The 15,196-nt window shown below is 32.0% G+C and carries 14 protein-coding genes; 4 read left to right on the top strand and 10 right to left on the bottom strand.

The window, feature by feature from the left end; genetic code table 11:
* Positions 1-27: 27 nt before the first annotated feature.
* A complete protein-coding gene (locus tag BQ9840_RS10060; RefSeq protein WP_077369661.1) occupies positions 28-831 on the bottom strand; it encodes a divergent polysaccharide deacetylase family protein in 804 nt (267 codons plus the stop codon).
* Between the two features lie 215 nt (positions 832-1,046).
* Here BQ9840_RS10060 and BQ9840_RS10055 point away from each other — a divergent pair, with 215 nt between their 5' ends.
* The gene (locus tag BQ9840_RS10055; RefSeq protein WP_077367778.1) at positions 1,047-2,462 is read left to right on the top strand and encodes a DDE-type integrase/transposase/recombinase; all 1,416 of its coding nucleotides are present in this window, start codon (positions 1,047-1,049) and stop codon (positions 2,460-2,462) included.
* Between the two features lie 313 nt (positions 2,463-2,775).
* Here BQ9840_RS10055 and BQ9840_RS10050 read toward each other — a convergent pair whose 3' ends face one another.
* Positions 2,776-3,606 carry a polysaccharide deacetylase family protein gene (locus BQ9840_RS10050; protein ID WP_077369660.1) on the bottom strand — a complete coding sequence of 277 codons (831 nt, stop codon included), beginning with the start codon at positions 3,604-3,606 and terminating at the stop codon, positions 2,776-2,778.
* Positions 3,607-3,741: 135 nt separating this feature from the next.
* Between BQ9840_RS10050 and BQ9840_RS10045 the strand changes: the two genes are divergently transcribed.
* The gene (locus BQ9840_RS10045) at positions 3,742-4,029 is read left to right on the top strand and encodes a hypothetical protein (protein ID WP_077369659.1); all 288 of its coding nucleotides are present in this window, start codon (positions 3,742-3,744) and stop codon (positions 4,027-4,029) included.
* Positions 4,030-4,066: 37 nt separating this feature from the next.
* On the opposite strand, the gene groL is transcribed toward BQ9840_RS10045, so the two are convergent.
* The 8 genes from groL to BQ9840_RS10005 form a co-directional block, all read right to left on the bottom strand.
* The gene (groL, locus tag BQ9840_RS10040; RefSeq protein ID WP_077369658.1) at positions 4,067-5,704 is read right to left on the bottom strand and encodes a chaperonin GroEL; all 1,638 of its coding nucleotides are present in this window, start codon (positions 5,702-5,704) and stop codon (positions 4,067-4,069) included.
* A 30-nt stretch (positions 5,705-5,734) separates the two neighbouring features.
* Positions 5,735-6,016 (bottom strand): co-chaperone GroES, encoded by a 282-nt coding sequence (groES, locus tag BQ9840_RS10035; protein WP_077369657.1) that lies wholly within the window; start codon positions 6,014-6,016, stop codon positions 5,735-5,737.
* A gap of 214 nt (positions 6,017-6,230) precedes the next feature.
* Complete coding sequence (locus BQ9840_RS10030) at positions 6,231-7,106, bottom strand: DNA-3-methyladenine glycosylase family protein (RefSeq protein WP_077369656.1); 876 nt, start codon at positions 7,104-7,106, stop codon at positions 6,231-6,233.
* A 105-nt stretch (positions 7,107-7,211) separates the two neighbouring features.
* Positions 7,212-8,477 carry a Glu/Leu/Phe/Val family dehydrogenase gene (locus BQ9840_RS10025; protein ID WP_077369655.1) on the bottom strand — a complete coding sequence of 422 codons (1,266 nt, stop codon included), beginning with the start codon at positions 8,475-8,477 and terminating at the stop codon, positions 7,212-7,214.
* A gap of 160 nt (positions 8,478-8,637) precedes the next feature.
* Complete coding sequence (locus BQ9840_RS10020) at positions 8,638-9,855, bottom strand: electron transfer flavoprotein subunit alpha (RefSeq protein ID WP_077369654.1); 1,218 nt, start codon at positions 9,853-9,855, stop codon at positions 8,638-8,640.
* A gap of 35 nt (positions 9,856-9,890) precedes the next feature.
* Complete coding sequence (locus tag BQ9840_RS10015; protein ID WP_077369653.1) at positions 9,891-10,682, bottom strand: electron transfer flavoprotein subunit beta/FixA family protein; 792 nt, start codon at positions 10,680-10,682, stop codon at positions 9,891-9,893.
* 19 nt (positions 10,683-10,701) lie between these two features.
* Positions 10,702-11,841: an acyl-CoA dehydrogenase gene (locus BQ9840_RS10010; RefSeq protein WP_077369652.1), complete on the bottom strand. Its 1,140-nt coding sequence runs from the start codon at positions 11,839-11,841 to the stop codon at positions 10,702-10,704.
* A gap of 235 nt (positions 11,842-12,076) precedes the next feature.
* Positions 12,077-12,727: a redox-sensing transcriptional repressor Rex gene (locus BQ9840_RS10005; protein WP_077370156.1), complete on the bottom strand. Its 651-nt coding sequence runs from the start codon at positions 12,725-12,727 to the stop codon at positions 12,077-12,079.
* Between the two features lie 235 nt (positions 12,728-12,962).
* On the opposite strand from BQ9840_RS10005, the gene BQ9840_RS10000 reads away from it, so the two are divergent.
* Both BQ9840_RS10000 and BQ9840_RS09995 read left to right on the top strand, forming a co-directional pair.
* Positions 12,963-13,172, top strand: a complete 210-nt coding sequence (locus BQ9840_RS10000; RefSeq protein ID WP_077369651.1) for a hypothetical protein — start codon at positions 12,963-12,965, stop codon at positions 13,170-13,172.
* Positions 13,173-13,241: 69 nt separating this feature from the next.
* Positions 13,242-15,152, top strand: coding sequence for an ABC-F family ATP-binding cassette domain-containing protein (locus BQ9840_RS09995; RefSeq protein ID WP_077369650.1), 1,911 nt, complete (start codon positions 13,242-13,244; stop codon positions 15,150-15,152).
* Positions 15,153-15,196: the final 44 nt, after the last annotated feature.

Genomic DNA, 15,196 nt, shown 5'->3' with positions numbered 1-15,196 from the left:
TTAAAAGTTCCTTTTTATGTAACCTTCTTACATTTTCTTATTGTTTTCTAATTGTGATAAATATACAAATTCTATTCCTTTTACTTTTAATTCTTCTTTCATCTCTTCTATAACTTCAATAGTAACTTTTCCTCCTTGACCACCTACATGGCCTATTCCAATAGCATATCCCTTTTCCAAAGCTATATCTGCAAGTTTCTCCATAGCCTTTTTTATTTGATTTTTATTCTTAGAGTTGTCTAAGAATACATCTCTACTAAGATATACAACTTCCAGTTCATGGGATATATCGTTTGCTACAGTATATTCTCCAGTTAAACTATCTAAAAAATATAGATTATTTTCTTTGGCAATTTTCAAAACTTCTGTCATAATCCTTTTATCTTTCATAACCTTAGAACCCATATGATTGTTCATACCTTTTGCATATTTTACTTCTTTAAGCCCATCTTCTATAATATTCCTTATTTCATCATCGGCTTTATCAACTGTAATAGGTCTAGGTCCTAGCCAACTAGGAGAACCCTGTTCAGGTTCCATGGGTATATGCAATATTATTTCTAAACCCGCCTCATTACATTTCACAGCCTCAGATTCTGTAGCTTCTAAAAAAGGCATGATAGCAGCAGTAATTGGGATATCTAAATGCAAAAGTTCATCTATTCCTTCTCCATTTCCTCCTAAATCATCAATTACTATTGCTACATATCCTTTTACTGGAGCATCTGTTTCAATACTCTTTTTCCCAAACACTAAATTAAATACAACTAATCCCATAATGATAATGAATACAATAAGTAAAATCCATAATGTTTTTTTACTAATATACATAAAAATCCCCCTAAACTTTTATAGGTATTGTCAAAAATATTAATATACATCTCTGACAATCCTTGATTTTCAAACATTTATCTTAATAAAAATATTTACCCCCTAAAGAGAGCTAAATATTTTTTGTTTTTATATACAAAAATGGATGACAAATATCCATTCATTAGTTATAATATCGTCGTCAAACAAATCTAACTAGAAAGGAATTGTCATCCATGTTCGATATTATAACTTATTTACTATACTTTATTCAAGTCCAAAATAACATTATTTTATATCTTCTATTTTGTTTAGGTGCTATTAAAGCTTCGAAGCTACCTGATGAACCCATTGATAAGCCTTATCGTAAACTGAAAGTCGACGAAATGCCTATCTTTGATAAGGTTAAGAAATATGATCACAAAGTTCTTTTAAAGAATTATTTGTTGGATAAAGGAAAAGAGCTTAAACCTGTTAACTCTAAAGTTCCTGTTCCTGAATCTATTTCTTGTCCTTGTTGTGGTGCTCCTCACATTTACATATACGATAACAACGGTGGCAGAGGCCAATTTAAATGCAAGGTTTGTGAATCAACTTTTAGCCGAAAAAATCAATTTTCCAAGTCTGTTATTTTAAGATGTCCTCATTGTAACAAGGCTCTTGAGCCTATTAAGGATCGTAAATTCTTTATTATCTACAAGTGTAAAAACAATGAGTGCTCTTTTTATCTTAAAAACAAAAATTCTTTATCTAAAGAACAAAAGGAGCTGTTTGAGATTAAGCCTCATTCTTTTAAAATGCATTATATTTACAGAGCTTTTAATATTAACTTTAAGCCTTTATCTAGAACTTCTCCTGTTAAAGGTTCTGTTTCTTTGCCAAGGATTTATGCTTCCAATCATGTTTTAGGTCTTGTTTTAACTTATTATGTTAATTATGGCCTAAGTGCTAGAAAGACTGCTGCTATCATGAAAGATATTCATCAGGTTGATATTTCTCATCAAACTGTTCTTAATTATGCTAACACTGTAAGTGTTATTACTAAGCCATTTGTTGACAATTACCCTTATGAGCTATCTGACTCTATTTGTGGTGATGAAACTTATATTAGGGTTAATGGTAAATGGCATTATATCTTCTTTTTCTTTGATGCTGTTAAGAAGATTATTTTGTCTTACCATGTTTCTCCTAATCGTGACACTCCTTCAGCTATTATTGCTTTAGATGATGTTTTGTCTAAATTTAAGGAAATTCCAAAGAATCTTAATATCATTGTTGATGGTAATCCTATTTACCTTCTTGCTCAACATTTTTTTGCCCAACATGATATATTTTTTGATGTTTCACAGGTCATTGGTCTTACTAATGATGATCCTGTTTCAAAAGAATTTAGACCACTTAAGCAAGTTATCGAACGTCTTAATCGCACTTTTAAAGGCAATTACAAATCCTCTCATGGATTTGGTGCCCAGCATGGTTCTGTTACTTTTGTTACATTGTTTGCTGTTTATTTCAACTTTTTAAGACCTCATGCTTCATTGGAAGCTAGTGTACCTGTTGTTATTCCTGAACTTGAGGATTTACCCAATATGCCTGCAAGATGGATTAAATTAATACAACTGTCTGAAGAATACATATCTTCTTGTGCTTAAAGTCTTGTTTTTAGATTCTTTGAGCCCAGCAGCACTAGCCACCGTAGGCTTGCCCTTGACAAAAATATTTAAGAAAATGCTATAATGAACATTTCAAGGGCTTATTTGCGTTGTCTTGTTTTTGAGTTCCCCTCGCCCTTGTTAGTTTTAACTAAGCATTTTCTTATTTTTTGTCAAGGGTGGCGGGAGATCCCACTCAAAATTTAATTGAAAAGTATTATTTTTGACTTTTATTTTTTCATAAAACTTTTTACATTACCCTTTTATATAATAAATGTATTCATTATGTTTGAAAAATATATTCATTTAATATTTAATATAAAAGTAACTCTCTTAATTTCTTGTTACAAGGCACATTTATTCTTTTAAGTTTGTACAATCCATTAGATATATCTGCATATTGGCTTTTTGTAGTCAAAGTAACTTTAAAATTTAAAGCTTTAAGAACTTCCTCATTAGTCGCATTGTACTTACCATAAGGATATGCATAGACATAGGATTCACTTCCTACATTGTCCTTAATAAGTTTCATAACCTTTTCTGTATCTACTAAAAACCTATTGTAATGTTCTTTTTCATTTTCTTTATCCTTTGGTAGTACACCTTGTCCATGTTTCGCATTTGTTTTATAATGATGCAAATCATAAGAATGAGGTTGTATTTCTATTAGTCCACTTTGGTACATTTCTTTGGCTTGTCCCCAAGACATATATGAATATCTAGGATCATTATTAAAATTAGTTATTCCAATTCTAGAACCTATTACAAAAATAGTAGCTTTCATATTGTTTTTATTTAATATAGGATAAGCATTTATATAATTATCTTCATAACCATCATCAAAGGTTATTATTACAGGCTTATCTGGTAAATTATTATTGCCTTCACTATAATCAATTAATTCTTTAAAAGATATAGTTGTATATCCCTTTGTTTTTAAATATTCCATATCTTCTTCAAATCTTTTAGAAGTTAATGTTATCTTATTGGCTTCATTTTCATCTTCTACAATGTGATGATACATAAGTACTGGAATGACTTTATTTGAATCTGCAATGGCTATCTTTACCTTTCCATTTTTAACAAGTATAGTTCCTAATATTAATAGTATTAAAGCTAAAACTGCATATAATGATTTTTTCATCGTTATAATCCTCTTTTCTATAATTTAATATATAGGATAGTAACATATATTTTATAAAAAAGGCTTACAAAATCATTACAGTTTTTCTGAAAATAATAATTCTTTTTATGTTATACTAAAAACAGAGGTGATGTTGTGGAAAAGAAAACTTGTCCTGAATGTAAGGGAAAACTAGATTATTCAGTATTGAAAAAGATCTTTGGAGGAATTAGATGTCCTCACTGTGAAAGTAGGCTTATTACAAAATATTCTTATCGTGTAGTATCATCAGCTATTGCTTTCATAGTTTTATTTTCTAGTAATACAAAACATTCAGGCCCATTTTATACAAATATCTATCTATATATAGTTTTAGCAGCTTTAGCTATACTAGAATACTTCGCACCACTAGAAAAAAGTTGGGTAGAAAAAGACAAAAAATAAAAACCTCCGAGATTGTCTCAGAGGTTTTTATATGGGACTACATCATTGGCATTCCGCCACCCATTCCGCCCATGCCGCCCATTCCAGCCATTGGGTCATCTTCCTTAATATCTGCTACTGCACTTTCAGTAGTTAATACCATTGCAGCTACTGAAGAAGCATTTTGAAGAGCTGAACGTGTTACCTTTGTTGGGTCTACTATACCAACTTCCATCATATCAGCATAAGCTTCTTTCAATGCGTCAAATCCGATACCTGGTTCTCTTTCTTTAACCTTTTCTACTATGATTGAACCTTCTAGTCCAGCATTAGTAGCTATTTGTCTTACAGGTTCTTCTAATGCTCTTAGAACTATAAGGATACCTGTTCTTTCATCTCCACTAGTTTCATTAACTAATTTGCTAACTGCTGGTATACAGTCTACTAGAACTGTTCCACCACCAGGAACTATACCTTCTTCAACAGCAGCTCTTGTAGCAGCTAATGCGTCTTCTATTCTTAACTTTCTTTCTTTAAGTTCAGTTTCTGTAGCAGCTCCAACTTGGATTACAGCTACTCCACCTGAAAGTTTTGCAAGTCTTTCTTGTAATTTTTCAGCATCAAATTCTGAATCAGTTTCTTCTAATTGAACTTTGATTTGTCTTACTCTATTTTCAATTTCAGATTGTTCACCTTCACCATCTACTATAGTAGTGTTTTCTTTGTCTACTTTTACCTTTCTTGCTCTACCTAACATTTCTATAGTAGTGTCTTTCAAATCATATCCTAATTCTTCAGATATTACTTGACCACCAGTAAGTATTGCTATGTCTTGTAACATTTCTTTTCTTCTATCACCAAATCCTGGTGCCTTAACAGCTACACAGTTAAATGTTCCTCTCAATTTGTTTACTACTAATGTAGCTAAAGCTTCACCTTCAACATCTTCAGCAATAATAAGTAATGGTCTGCCTTGTTGAACTATTTGTTCTAATACTGGTAATATATCTTGAATGTTTGTAATCTTCTTGTCAGTAATTAAGATATATGGTTCTTCTAATTCAGCTTCCATTTTTTCAGCATCTGTAACCATGTAAGGGGATACATATCCTCTATCAAATTGCATACCTTCAACTACTTCTAAAGTTGTTCCCATTGATTTTGATTCTTCAACAGTGATAACTCCGTCATTACCAACCTTCTCCATAGCTTCAGCAATAAGCTTACCTATTTCTTCATCACCAGCTGATATTGAAGCAACTTGTGCAATAGAGTCTTTTGATTCTACTTTTTTAGAGAATCTTCTTATTTCATCAACTGTAGTATGAACAGCTTTGTGAATACCCTTTTGTAATATCATTGGATTAGCTCCAGCTGCAACATTCTTAAGTCCTTCTCTAATGATTGCTTGTGCAAGTAATGTAGCAGTAGTAGTTCCGTCACCTGCAACATCATTAGTCTTTGTAGAAACTTCTTTAACAAGTTGAGCTCCCATGTTTTCATATGGGTCTTCTAATTCAATTTCACGTGCAATTGTAACACCATCATTAGTAATTAATGGTGCACCAAAACTTTTATCTAATACAACATTTCTACCCTTAGGTCCAAGTGTTACTTTAACAGTATCTGCAAGTTTGTTTATTCCTTTTTCCATAGCACGGCGTGCGTCTTCGCCAAATTTAATTTCCTTAGCCATTATATTCACTCTCCTTTATTATTTAGAATATTATTCAACTACAGCTAAAACGTCATTTAATTTAAGTATTGTATATTCTACATTATCAACTTTAACTTCTGTTCCGGAGTATTTTGAGAATATTACTTTGTCTCCTACTTTAACTTGATCTTTTTTCTTTTCATCATTTAAAATATCAGGGCCTATTGCTACTATTTCAGCCATTTGTGGTTGTTCTTTTGCTGAACTTGGAAGAACAATACCACTCTTTGTCTTTTCTTCAACTTCAATCATTTTAATAACAACTCTGTCTCCTAATGGTTTAATGTTCATATTTATAACCTCCTTGTATTAAAAATGTATTATTTACCCTTCAAATTTATTAGCACTCTTAACTCTTGAGTGCTAATGTCTACAATCTCTATGTTACTTAATATTATTTTTGTTATCAAGTTTTATATTTAGCCTAATTATACCTTTTTTCCTATTATTTCATCTATAATGGTAAATATCTCATCTTTTCATTTATTACCTCATATTTCCTTCATTATTTGCCTATTCCTAATTCCCTAGCATAATAAAATAAATATTGTTGAGCAAATCCAGCTAAGTTTTTAAATTTTTCTTGCCCAAAAGCTTGAATTTTCTTTAAGCTAGTATCTTCTTTAAGGTAAAAGTATTCCATAACTCTTTTCACCCACACATCTATGGGAAATGCATCATGTTTTTCCATTGAGAAAAGCATTATACAATCAGAAACCTTAGGTCCTACTCCAGGGAATTTCATCAATGTATCTCTAGCTTCATTAATAGACAAATCCTTTAGATTGTAAATATCTATTTCTCCATTTGCAACCATATTTGAAGCATTATAAATATACTTATCTCTAAATCCAACACTGCATTCTCTTAGTTCATCCATTGAAACCTTAGATAATACTTCCGAAGTAGGAAAAGAATAATAACTCTTACCATTGTATTGTCCAATACAATCCCCATATCTTTCACATATAAGTTCAATGGATTTTTTTATTCTAGGTATTCCATTATTTGCAGAGATGATAAAGGAGATGAGGGTTTCAAAAGGATCTTGATTAAGTATTCTTATACCACTACCAAAGTTTACAGCCTCTTTTAGTATAGGATCTTTAGAAAGTTTTTTCTTTATCTTACTATAGTCTCTTTCTAAATCGAAGTAATTAAACCATATATCATTAAATTCGTCTATATTAGTGTTGGAAAAGGTGATACAGTCATCTTCCTTTTTTACATTTAATACTTTCCCAAAGGCAACTCCAGTGAAGCTAAAATCTTCTTCCCTATTCCATCTGAAGCATTGTCCACATTCAAATATATGGGTTGGGTCAAAATCATTTATTTTTGCTATAATCTTGCCTCCATTTTCTACTATATTAAAACTCATTATTTTCACCTCTTGACTAGCACTAACAATGAGTCAAGGAACCGTCCCCTGACTCATTCATTGAAAAAGGCTGGTCAATGACCAGCCTTTATTTATTAATAAGGATTAATACCATCCTCTTAATTTCATTACTTCTGCTATTTTCTTAACTGAATTCATGTATGCAGCTTTTCTTACTGTAACATTTTCTTTTTCTTTTAATGCCCAAACATCGTTGAATGCATTAACCATTGCAACTTCTTGTTTTTCTTCAACTTCTTTTTCTTCCCAATAGTATCCGTATAGGTTTTGTACCCATTCGAAGTATGATACTGTAACTCCACCAGCATTTGTTAAGATATCTGGAGTAACAGGGATTCCTCTTCTTTCAAATACTTCGTCAGCACCTGGAGTTAATGGTCCATTAGCTGCTTCACATACTAATTTAGCATTAACTTTTTCAGCTACTTCAGCTGTTACTGCATTTTCTAATGCTGCTGGGATAAGAATGTCTACATCTAATGCCCAGAATTCATCAAGAGTGATTTGTTTAGCTTTTGGATATCCTACAAGGTTTTTGTGTTCATCCATGTAAGCTTTCATGTCTGCAAAATCTAGTCCATCTTCATTATATAATGCATAAGTTCCTACTGATTTAGCCCATTCACCAAGAGCTACTATCTTAGCACCTTGTTTTTGAACGTTTTTAACTGTATAGCTTCCTACGTTTCCAAATCCTTGGATAGCAACTTTTGCACCTTTCATTTCGATTCCAACTTTTTTAGCTGCTTCTCTAGCTATTACAGAAACACCAAATCCTGTAGCTTCATTTCTTCCTTTTGAACCACCCCATGGAACTGGTTTACCAGTTATAACGCCAAGAGAGGATTCGCCAGTTAATTTATTGTATTCGTCTACCATCCAAGCCATAACTTGTCCATTACTTCCTACGTCTGGAGCAGGTATATCTATTTTTTCGCCTATATATTTATATATTCCTTGAACATATCCTCTTGCAAGTCTTTCTAGTTCTCCTTGTGATAAGCTAGTTGGGTCAACAGTAATTCCACCTTTTCCTCCACCATATGGTACACCCATAACACCGCATTTGAAAGTCATCCATACAGATAACGCTTTAACTTCATCTGGATTTACTCCAGGATGTAGTCTAACTCCACCTTTACCAGGTCCAATAGCGTTGTTATGTACAGCTCTATATCCCTTAAAAGTCTTAACTGTACCATCATCCATCTTAACAGGTATTGATACTTCAATCATTCTTTGTGGATCTTTTAGTATTTCATATACAGCTGGGTCTAGGCCTAAAGCGTCACATGCGCTTTTAACTTGTTTTTGAGCACTTTCTAGTGGATTTAAATTTTCTTTTGACATCAACATGACCTCCCTATATTTTGATTCTGGTGAAAAGGTTTTCACCAAAAACCATATTCATTTACAATAGAAATTATAACATAGACATACTTATTTGTAAACACAAAGAAAATCAACAAAATGAGATAAAGACTAAGCTTTATCTCATTTTATATTAATTTTATTTAACAGCTTTTATAGCTTCCATTATGTCCTCTACATTGTCCAATGCTTCCATAAATGCTGGGATTACTTCATATAAGTCACCAACTATACCATAGTCAGCCACTTCAAATATTGGAGCATTTGGATCTTTGTTTATAGCTATAATACATTTAGAATCTTGCATTCCAGCCAAGTGTTGGATAGCTCCTGAAATACCACAGGCAATATAAAGTCCTGGTCTAACAGTCTTTCCAGTTTGACCTACTTGGTGAGGTTGGTCTATCCATTGTGAATCTACAGTAGCACGGCTAGCTCCTACTACTCCACCTAATTTTTCAGCTAATTCTTCAATTAGTTTAAATCCTTCTGCATTTCCTAATCCTCTACCACCAGAAACTATGATTGGAGCTTCTTCTAGAGCAACTACTGGCTTGTCACTCTTTACAGTTTCTATAACTTTAGCTTTGATATCAGCAGCAGTTAGTTTTGGAGCAAATTTTTCGATTTCTCCTTTTCTTCCTTCTACTGGTTTTGCCTTTTCCATAACCCCTGGTCTAACTGTAGACATTTGTGGTCTATGGTTTGGACAAAGAATAGTAGCCATTAGGTTTCCACCAAATGCTGGACGAGTCATCATAAGACGTCTGTTTTCTTTGTCAACATCTAATCTTGTACAGTCAGCAGTAAGTCCAGTATGAACTCTTGCTGATAGTCTTGGTCCTAAATCTCTTCCTATATTAGTAGCACCTATAAGAAGTATTTCTGGTTTTCTTTCTTGAATCAAATCATATATTACTTTTGCATATCCTTCAGTTGTATATACATCTAATAGTTCACTATCTGCATATAACACTCTATCTGCACCATATTTAATACATGTTTCAGCGTCATCATCAATATTGTGTCCAAGTAATACTGCAGTAAGTTCAGTATCTAATTCATCAGCTATTTTTCTACCTTCTCCTAATAATTCAATAGCTACATTTAGAAGTTCTCCACCTCTTTGTTCAGCAAATACCCAAACTCCTCTATATTCATCAACATTTACTCCGCCTTTTTTGCCTTCTTCTTTTTCAATTGCTTTTACAGGACATTTTTGTACACATTGACCACAAGCGGTACATTTATCCGTTATAACAGCCTTTTTATCAACCATCATTATTGCATCAAATGGGCAAACCTTAATACAAGCTCCACAGCCAACGCATTTTTCTTTTATGACTTTTACTGCCATAGCTACATCCTCCTTTATAATTTAAGTTCAAACCCTTATATAATCTTTCTCTCCTTTAGTCTTACAACTAATTGTCTTGCAACTTCCTTAGCATCTCCATTTAGCATTTCAACTTCAGATGCTTTTCCTGGAGGTGTGAAAGACTTGTTAACTTCAGTTGGTGATCCGTCAAGACCTAAATTATCTCTATCTACTTCGTAGTCATTAGCAGTCCAAACAGTAACTTTGTTTTCTCTATATGCTTTATAAATACCTTTTATTGATGGATATCTTGGTTCATTTAATTCTTTAATTGCAGTAAGCAATACTGGCATTTCTGATTCTACTACAAAGTATCCATCTTCTAGAGCTCTTTTAGCTCTAACTTTTCCGTCTAATATTTCTAGTTCTTCTACATAAGTAATTTGAGGGATTCCTAAATGTTCAGCAATTTGTGGTCCTACTTGTGCAGTGTCACCATCAATAGCTTGTCTACCACAGAATATTATGTCATAGTCTCCAACTTTCTTAATAGCTCCAGCTATAGCTGTTGATGTAGCCCATGTATCAGAACCTGCAAAAGCTCTGTCACTAAGTAATATTGCTTCGTCAGCACCAATAGCTAATGCTTCTTTTAGTGCAACATCAGCTTGAGGTGGCCCCATGCTAACAACTGTAACCACAGTATCTTTACATTTATCTTTTATTCTTAATGCTTCTTCTAAAGCGTTTCTATCATCAGGATTTATAATACTTGGAACTCCTTCACGAATTAAAGTTCCTTTTACTGGATCAATCTTTACTTCATTTGTATCAGGAACTTGTTTTAAACATACTATGATTTTCATAACTTCCTCCTCCTTTTTATTATCTTAATAAATGACCAGCAATAACCATTTGTTGTACTTGAGAAGTACCTTCGTATATTTCTGTAATCTTAGCATCTCTCATCATTCTTTCAACTGGATAGTCTTTTGTATATCCATATCCACCATGTAATTGAACACATTTTGTAGTTACATTCATAGCTGTGTTAGCTGCATATAATTTTGCCATAGCTGCTTCTTTATTGTAAGGAAGACCGTTTGCTTTGTTATAAGCTGCTCTATAAACTAACATTCTAGCTGCTTCTATTTCAGTTGCCATATCTGCTACCATCCATTGTAGTCCTTGGAATTTAGAAAGTGATCTACCAAATTGTTTTCTTTCTTTTAAGTATTGTACTGTTTCATCTAATGCACCTTGAGCAATTCCTAATGCTTGAGCTGCAATACCAATTCTACCACCATCTAATGTAGACATTGCAATTTTGAAACCTTTTCCTAATTCACCTAAAAGATTTTCCTTAGGTACTACACAGTTTTGGAAAATAAGTTCAGCTGTTGAAGAAGCTCTAATTCCCATTTTTTCTTCTATCTTTCCGATAGTAAATCCTGGAAAGTCCTTTTCAACTATAAAAGCACTAATTCCTCTTGTTCCCTTTGTTCTATCTGTCATAGCAAATACTATATATACATCTGCTTGTCCACCATTAGTTATAAAAATCTTTGATCCGTTTAGAATATAGTCATCGCCATCTTCTACTGCAATAGTTTGTTGTCCTGCTGCATCTGTACCAGCATTAGGTTCTGTTAATGCAAAAGCTCCTAGTTTTTCACCTTTAGCTAATGGTATTAAATATTTTTGTTTTTGTTCTTCTGTACCGTATTTATAAATTGGCCAACATCCTAATGATGTATGAGCTGATAATATAACTCCTGTTGTACCACAAACTCTTGATAATTCTTCTACTGCTATTGCATAAGCTAATTCGTCTCCGCCTGCTCCACCTAGTTCTTCTGGGAAAGGTATACCCAACATATTGTATCTAGCCATTTTTTCAACGTTCTCTCTTGGGAACCTTCCTGTTTCATCAATATCTGCTGCAATTGGTTTTACTTCATTTTCAGCAAATTCTCTCATTACGGTTCTAACCATTTCCTGCTCTTTCGTCAATGTGAAATTCATATTATACTTCCCTCCCTATAATATTGGCTGATAATCTCCATATATATTATAGTTCATTTCTTAATATAATTCCATCAATATTGTTAAAATTTTATCTTTTGAAATAATTCCTTTTGTTTTTATCTCTTTAAAAGAGATAAAAAGACTTGTAAATCCTTCATATTATAAGGATTACAAGTCTTTTAAGCATCATATAATAATTTTTTGTAATATTTTGTTGTTAATAATTTGTTTTTTAAAATCCACCTTCAGGTAAAATATGGTTCTTTAAAAAATAAGAAAGTATAAATAAAGATTCATTTAAATGTACATTTTCTACAACTATAGTTTCAGGTACTTTAATATCTGCAGGAGCAAAATTCCAAATTCCCTTTATACCACTTTTGGAATATATATCCGCTATATCTTGTGCATTATTCTTTGGAGTAGTGATAATTCCTATCTCTACATCATTTTCTTCAATAAACTTTGCCATTTCATCTACATCTTTTATTTCAATATCTCTAATCTTTAAACCTATTAATTTTGGATTCTTGTCAAATAAGGACAATACCTTGAATCCTGCATCCTCGAATCCCTTATAGTTTGCAACCGCTTGGCCTAGATTACCTGCACCAGCTATTACGGTATTATAGCATTTATCTAGCCCCAATATTTTACCTAATTCAGTTTTTAATTCATCCACATTATACCCGTACCCTTGTTGACCAAATCCACCAAAATTATTTAAATCTTGTCTTATTTGTGATGCTGTAAATCCTGTTAATTTACTTAATTCTTGGGATGAAATTCTGTTTATCCCTTTGTTTAAAAGCTCTCCTAAATATCTATAATATTTGGGTAATCGCCTTATAACTGTCATTGACACTTTGCTTTCTCTTTCCATTAAAAATCCCTCACTCCCTATATTAAAACTATACACTATATTTAACATTTGTCCACCCAAATTTAATATGTAATATTTAATATGTAATTGAAAAACACTTTATTACTTTAAGTAGTTATTAAATAATTATAACATTTTGCTATTATTGTGTCAATTTGTATAAGTTTTATAACTCATGTATATAAATATTTTTATTAGAAATAATATCTATATACTTTTAGAAGGAGGAATTATTATGGCTAGTAAAGAACAATTACGAAAAGTTGCAATGTATTGCAACGAATACAGACCTGTTTTTGATACTTCTTTTTCTTCTAGTACTTCTCATTTTGAAGAAACAAAAAGTTGTAAAAACTGCGAACACTTTACTGAAAGCGGTTTTTGCGACATAAATTTGGTAGATAAGATACTTTCAAGTCTTTCAATGGAATTAGGCAAGAAATAGTCCTTGACCTTTTCTAGGGCTATTTTTTTTGATAGAATATAATATAGAATTTATAAGGGGGACAAGGTGATGATAGTATTATCCTGTAGTAATATAAATAAAAGTTTTATAGTGGATAACATATTAGAAAATATAAGTTTTTCAGTGAATGAAGGAGAGAAAATTGGTGTAGTTGGATTAAATGGTTCTGGTAAAACTACACTTTTCAATATAATATCAGGAGAAGTCCCTAGTGATAGTGGAGATATCTTTGTACAAAAAGACCTGCAAATAGGTTATTTAAAACAACATACTCATGTAGAAAGTGACAGAACTGTATTTGATGAGTGCTTAGAGGTATTTATTCCCCTTATTGAGATGGAAAGAGAGCTAAGAGATTTAGAACAACAGATAAGTATTGAAGGTAATAATGGTGAATCAGAAGAATTAAACAAGCTTATGAATAGATATGCTGATCTCTTGGAAGAATTTACTCAAAAAAATGGGTATGGTTTTAAAAGTGAAATAAAAGGGATTTTAAAGGGTCTAGGTTTCTCTGAAGAAGAAATGGAAAAGGAAGTAAATAAATTAAGTGGTGGACAAAAGGCCAGATTGTCTCTTGGTAAACTACTACTTAAAAAACCTAATCTACTGCTTCTTGATGAGCCTACTAACCATTTGGATATAGAAGCTATTAGTTGGCTGGAGAAATTCCTAAAAGATTATAGTGGAGCTGCACTGATTATCTCTCATGACAGATACTTTCTAGATAATGTAGTAACTAAAATATTTCAACTAGAAAATTTAAATCTCAAAACATACAATGGCAATTATACTGAATTCATGAAAAAGAGAAAAGTAGAAATGGAATTATTGAAAAAACAATATGAAAATCAGCAAAAGGAAATTGAAAGACAAGAAGAGATCATCAAGAGATTTGCAAACTACGGTGGTCAAAGATATATAAAACAAGCCCAAAGTAGACAAAAGCTTCTTGATAAGATGAAAAAAATAGACAAGCCTATTGAAAACTCTAAAAAAACAAATTTGAGATTTGAACCTAAAATAGTAAGTGGTAGAGAAGTATTAGCTGTGGAATCTCTAGGGAAATCCTTTGACAACTTCAAGCTATTTGAAGATATTAACTTCAATATCTATAGAGGTGAAAAAGTAGGCCTCATTGGTCCTAATGGCATTGGTAAAACTACTCTTTTTAAAATGGTATTAGGAGATACAATGGCAAGTGAGGGAAATATTAAGCTAGGTCATCATGTGAATATTGGTTACTTTGACCAAGAACAAACTAAACTGAATTTAGAAAAAACCGTTATTGATGAAATATGGGATGAAAACTCCTCCTTTGATCATTATCAAGTAAGATCATATTTAGCACAGTTTTTATTTATAGGCGATGATATATTTAAAGAAATTAACGATTTGAGTGGTGGAGAAAGAAGTAGACTTGCACTTCTAAAGCTAATGTTATCAAAAGCAAATTTCCTACTCATGGACGAACCTACCAACCATTTAGATATAGATTCTAAAGAAGTACTAGAAGATGCTCTCAAAGACTATGATGGTACTCTATTAGTCATCTCTCATGATAGATATTTTTTAAATAAAGTTGTTGACAAAGTCCTTGAACTAACTGAAGAAGGATTAAAAGAATACTTAGGGAATTATAACTACTATGTAGAAAAGAAAAATGAAGTAATTGAAATAGAAGAGGAAGAAGAAAAAACTAAAACTCAATTAAAATTAGAAAGAAAAAAAGAAAGAGAATTAAGAGAAAAGGAAAAAGAAAAAAAGAGAAAAATAATTGAACTTGAAGAATCAATCAAACAGCTAGAAGAACAAATAAGTGAAATTGACCATATTATGTGTGATCCTAATATTTATGAAGAACCAGAAAAAGTTCAGCAATTAGCCATAAAAAGAGACGAAACTCATAATGAATTGGACAAGTTATATGAAAAGTGGATTAACATAACTGAAAAATAAAAAAATCATTATTCACAACAAATCCACAAGTTATCCACAATATC

This window comes from Anaerosalibacter sp. Marseille-P3206 (genome assembly GCF_900155565.1).
In the GTDB taxonomy this organism is placed as follows: Bacteria; Bacillota; Clostridia; order Tissierellales; family Sporanaerobacteraceae; genus FUHM01.
The sequence above is the reverse complement of the archived record's forward strand: the minus strand, read 5'-3'. Positions and strand labels throughout refer to the sequence as shown.

Bases quoted from the DNA above. Each gene is read 5' to 3' on its own strand.
- groL (WP_077369658.1), bottom strand. From the start codon at position 5,704: ATGGCTAAGGAAATTAAATTTGGCGAAGACGCACGCCGTGCTATGGAA.
- BQ9840_RS10005 (WP_077370156.1), bottom strand. From the start codon at position 12,727: ATGGAAAGAGAAAGCAAAGTGTCAATGACAGTTATAAGGCGATTACCC.
- BQ9840_RS09995 (WP_077369650.1), top strand. From the start codon at position 13,242: ATGATAGTATTATCCTGTAGTAATATAAATAAAAGTTTTATAGTGGAT.
- BQ9840_RS10030 (WP_077369656.1), bottom strand. From the start codon at position 7,106: ATGAGTTTTAATATAGTAGAAAATGGAGGCAAGATTATAGCAAAAATA.
- BQ9840_RS10000 (WP_077369651.1), top strand. From the start codon at position 12,963: ATGGCTAGTAAAGAACAATTACGAAAAGTTGCAATGTATTGCAACGAA.
- BQ9840_RS10010 (WP_077369652.1), bottom strand. From the start codon at position 11,841: ATGAATTTCACATTGACGAAAGAGCAGGAAATGGTTAGAACCGTAATG.
- BQ9840_RS10050 (WP_077369660.1), bottom strand. From the start codon at position 3,606: ATGAAAAAATCATTATATGCAGTTTTAGCTTTAATACTATTAATATTA.
- BQ9840_RS10025 (WP_077369655.1), bottom strand. From the start codon at position 8,477: ATGTCAAAAGAAAATTTAAATCCACTAGAAAGTGCTCAAAAACAAGTT.
- BQ9840_RS10015 (WP_077369653.1), bottom strand. From the start codon at position 10,682: ATGAAAATCATAGTATGTTTAAAACAAGTTCCTGATACAAATGAAGTA.
- groES (WP_077369657.1), bottom strand. From the start codon at position 6,016: ATGAACATTAAACCATTAGGAGACAGAGTTGTTATTAAAATGATTGAA.
- BQ9840_RS10020 (WP_077369654.1), bottom strand. From the start codon at position 9,855: ATGGCAGTAAAAGTCATAAAAGAAAAATGCGTTGGCTGTGGAGCTTGT.
- BQ9840_RS10060 (WP_077369661.1), bottom strand. From the start codon at position 831: ATGTATATTAGTAAAAAAACATTATGGATTTTACTTATTGTATTCATT.
- BQ9840_RS10055 (WP_077367778.1), top strand. From the start codon at position 1,047: ATGTTCGATATTATAACTTATTTACTATACTTTATTCAAGTCCAAAAT.